This is a genomic window from Leclercia sp. M50, from assembly GCF_037150775.1.
Classification (GTDB): Bacteria; Pseudomonadota; Gammaproteobacteria; order Enterobacterales; family Enterobacteriaceae; genus Enterobacter.
On sequence record NZ_JBBCPK010000190.1, the window covers coordinates 1 to 3503 of the forward strand.

Genomic DNA, 3503 nt, shown 5'->3' on the forward strand with positions numbered 1-3503 from the left:
GAAAACTTCCCCTTCCTGGTTGATGGCAAGCCGGTGATCACCTTCTGGGGTTTTGTGAACCTCAATGAAAACGCGCGGGAGGATATTCTCGACTGCCTGCGCGCCTCGCTGCTGCCGGACCCGATGCCTGCGCCGGTGGCTGAGCCCGACCCCGAGCCTGAAACGGCTCCGGCCATCGTTTTCGAAAAAGCCGATGAACCGCTGGTTGCCGCCCCGGCGACGGTGAAGATCACCGCCAATGACCTCTACGAAGCGCAGCCCGCGCCGGTAATGAGCGCCAGCGAGCCAGAGCCAAAACCCGAGCCTGCCGCGCCGGTGGTGCAGGCGAAAAAAGGTCGCGTTCCGCTGTGGCCGCTGCCGGTTGCCGCCGTGGTGGTGGCCGCCGTTGCCGCCCCGCTGCTGTGGCCGAAACAGGCACCTGTCGCCGAGCCGGTCAAAACCGCTGTTGCTGCCCCGGTGGCGATTGAGCCCAAACCCGTTGCCGCGGTTGAGCCTCTGCCACTGAATCTGCCGCTGCATCAGGCTGAAGTGGTGGCCGTTAAAGCCGAAGAGCCAGCCCCTGCGGAACCGGTGGTGATTGCCGCCATCCCGAAAGATGCGCTGGTCATGGACGCGGGCCAGGTGAAAGCCGGTTCAACCCGTTTTCTCAACGGTAGCTGGCGGGTCATGCTGGATGTCACCGATCCGATCACCGGCAAGCCGCCTTCACTGCGCTATCAAATCCAGAACAACAAAGGCACTGCCCGCGTGGTGCACGGCGACAACGTGGTCTGCCGCGTGGAGGTCTTCTCCGGGCTGCACAGCAACGGCGAGCTGCTGATCAAAACCCGGGGCCACGCCCGCTGCGCTGACGGCTCGCGCTACCCGATGCCGGAAATTACCTGTAAGGCCGGCACCAGTGATGTGGCGGAATGCAGCGCGCGCTACGACGCGAAGACCGTGGTTCCATTGACATTCAGGAAGGCAGGTGCGTGATCCTATGCTGGTAAACCTTTGCGACTACAAACAGAGCGTCACGCTGATTGCGAACAGCGGCGTACAGTTTCTTGATTTTGGCCTGACGCCGCAGGACTCCGCCCAGAGCGGACGGTTTGTGCGTAAAACCGCCAACGGCCCCCTGCTGCGCCTCGATTTTGATCTGGTGAATGGCCGCTATACCCTGCCCGCCACCAACGGCGGGCAGCCGGAAGTGGTGAAACCCGAAAGCACCATTCCGCTTCAGCAGTCGCTGGCGGTGCTCGACGGTGTCTGGCTGCCGGCGCCGTTCCTGCGCTTTAACCCACCGCGCACCTTCGTTGAAGGCCCGGACAACTGGGCCCGCGTGCAGGTGCGTAAGCTGGAGACCCCGGACAACGCCGGAAACAGCCACCGCGTGACCCTGGCGCTGGACAGCCAGATCGCCGCCCACGCCACCAGCGCCCTTTCACCGGTGGAGAACGACATTCTCAACGGCACCCGTTTCGCGCTGGCCTGGCGCGACGACGAGGTGGCGAACTTCCTCGACCAGACCTGGATTGACGGCTGGCTGCGGGAAGCCTTCACCCAGTACGCCACCGGCGTGGAGAACCGCGCCGAGCGCGATTTACAGCTGGCGATGCGCAATTTTGAATACCAGGCGCACTGGCTGAACATTCTGGCGATGCTGGGGGAACAGCTCACAGTGCCGGAAGTCAAATTTGTCACCCACACTCTCAGCACCCCCGCTATCCCGGTGGATCTGATCCTCGATGTCGGCAACACCCATACCTGCGGGGTGATCATTGAAGATCACGGCGACGCCAACGACGGCCTGCGCCAGACCGCCGAGCTGCAGGTGCGCTCATTAAGCGAGCCGCAGTTCCTGAACGAGCCGCTGTTTACCAGCCGTCTGGAGTTTTCCGAAGCCCGCTTCGGCAAGCAGCACTTCTCGGTGGAGAGCGGCCGCGAAGACGCCTTTGTCTGGCCCTCTATCGTGCGCGTGGGCGACGAAGCGCGCAAGCTGGCGACCCAGCGACTGGGCACCGAAGGCAACAGCGGTATCTCCAGCCCGCGCCGCTATCTGTGGGATGAAACCCCGGTGGTACAGGACTGGCGTTTCAGCCAGATGAACAGCAAAACCCAGCGCGAACCGCTGGCGACCGCCTTCCCGCTGATGAACCTGATGAACGATGACGGCCAGCCGCTGTTCACCCTGCCGCAGGATGAACGTCTGCCGGTCTTCTCGCCGCAGTACAGCCGCAGCACCCTGATGACCCACATGCTCTGCGAGCTGCTGGCGCAGGCGCTGGGGCAGATCAACAGCGTGGCGACCCGTCTGCGTCTTGGCTTCCCGGCTTCGCCGCGTCAGTTGCGCACCCTGATCCTCACCCTGCCGTCGGCAATGCCAAAGCAGGAGCGCGAGATCTTCCGCCGCCGTATGTTTGAAGCCATCGCCATCGTCTGGAAAGCGATGGGCTGGCACCCGCAGGATGAGGACTTCTCCAGCCGTAAACAGCAGGAGAAGAGCGTGGTGCCGGTGCCGGAGATCCAGATGGAGTGGGATGAGGCCAGCTGCGGCCAGTTAGTGTGGCTCTATAACGAGGCCATCTCCCATTACAACGGTCAGACCGAAGCCTTTTTCGCCGCCCTTGCCCGCCCGGATCGCGAGCCGGAGCCGGGCTGTCAGCCGGGCCGGGCGCTGCGCGTCGCCTCGATTGATATCGGCGGCGGCACCACCGATATGGCCATCACCCATTACCAGCTCGACGATGGCTCAGGCAGCAACGTCAAGATCACCCCGCAGCTGCTGTTCCGCGAAGGCTTTAAGGTGGCGGGCGATGACACCCTGCTGGATGTGATCCAGCGCTACGTCCTGCCCGCCCTGCAAACCCAGTTGCAGAAATCGGGCATTGCCGACGCCTCTCTGCTGATGGCCTCGCTGTTTGGCGACTCCGGGCGCATCGACACCCAGGCGGTGTTGCGCCAGCAGACGGCTTTACAGCTGTTTATGCCGATTGGTCATGCGATCCTCGCCGCCTGGGAAGCCAGCGATATTGACGATCCTCTCGACGGACTGCACGCCACCTTTGGCGATCTGCTGACCCGCAAGCCGACGCGCAACGTGATGAACTATCTGCAGCAGGCCATTGAGCACGCCCTGCCAGCCGGGTCTGCACCGTTCGACCTGTTTGCCGTCCCGCTGCACGTTAACTTCCGCGAAATGCAGGACGCGATGCTGGCCGGACACTTTACCCTGGCGGCACCGCTGCATGCAGTGGCAGAGGCGATCTCCCATTACGCCTGCGATATTCTGCTGATCACCGGGCGTCCGGGCTGTCTGCCTGGCGTTCAGGCGCTGATCCGCCATCTGCAGCCGGTGCCGGTCAGCCGTATGGTGTGGCTGGACAAATACCGGGTGCATGAGTGGTATCCGTTCAGCCAGCAGGGGCGCATCGGCAATCCGAAATCCACCGCGGCGGTCGGGGCGATGCTCTGTAGCCTGGCGCTGGATCTGCGCCTGCCGCGCTTTAACTTTAAGGCGGCGG

At 63.4% G+C, this 3503-nt stretch carries 2 protein-coding genes; both read left to right on the plus strand.

Annotated elements, in window-relative coordinates; translation table 11 throughout:
- Positions 1-975 (plus strand): SrfA family protein (locus WFM46_RS23190; RefSeq protein WP_336998662.1); only part of this gene is annotated, 975 nt, incomplete at its 5' end.
- 4 nt (positions 976-979) lie between these two features.
- On the plus strand, positions 980-3503 hold a 2524-nt coding region (locus tag WFM46_RS23195), incomplete at its 3' end, for a virulence factor SrfB (RefSeq protein WP_336998663.1).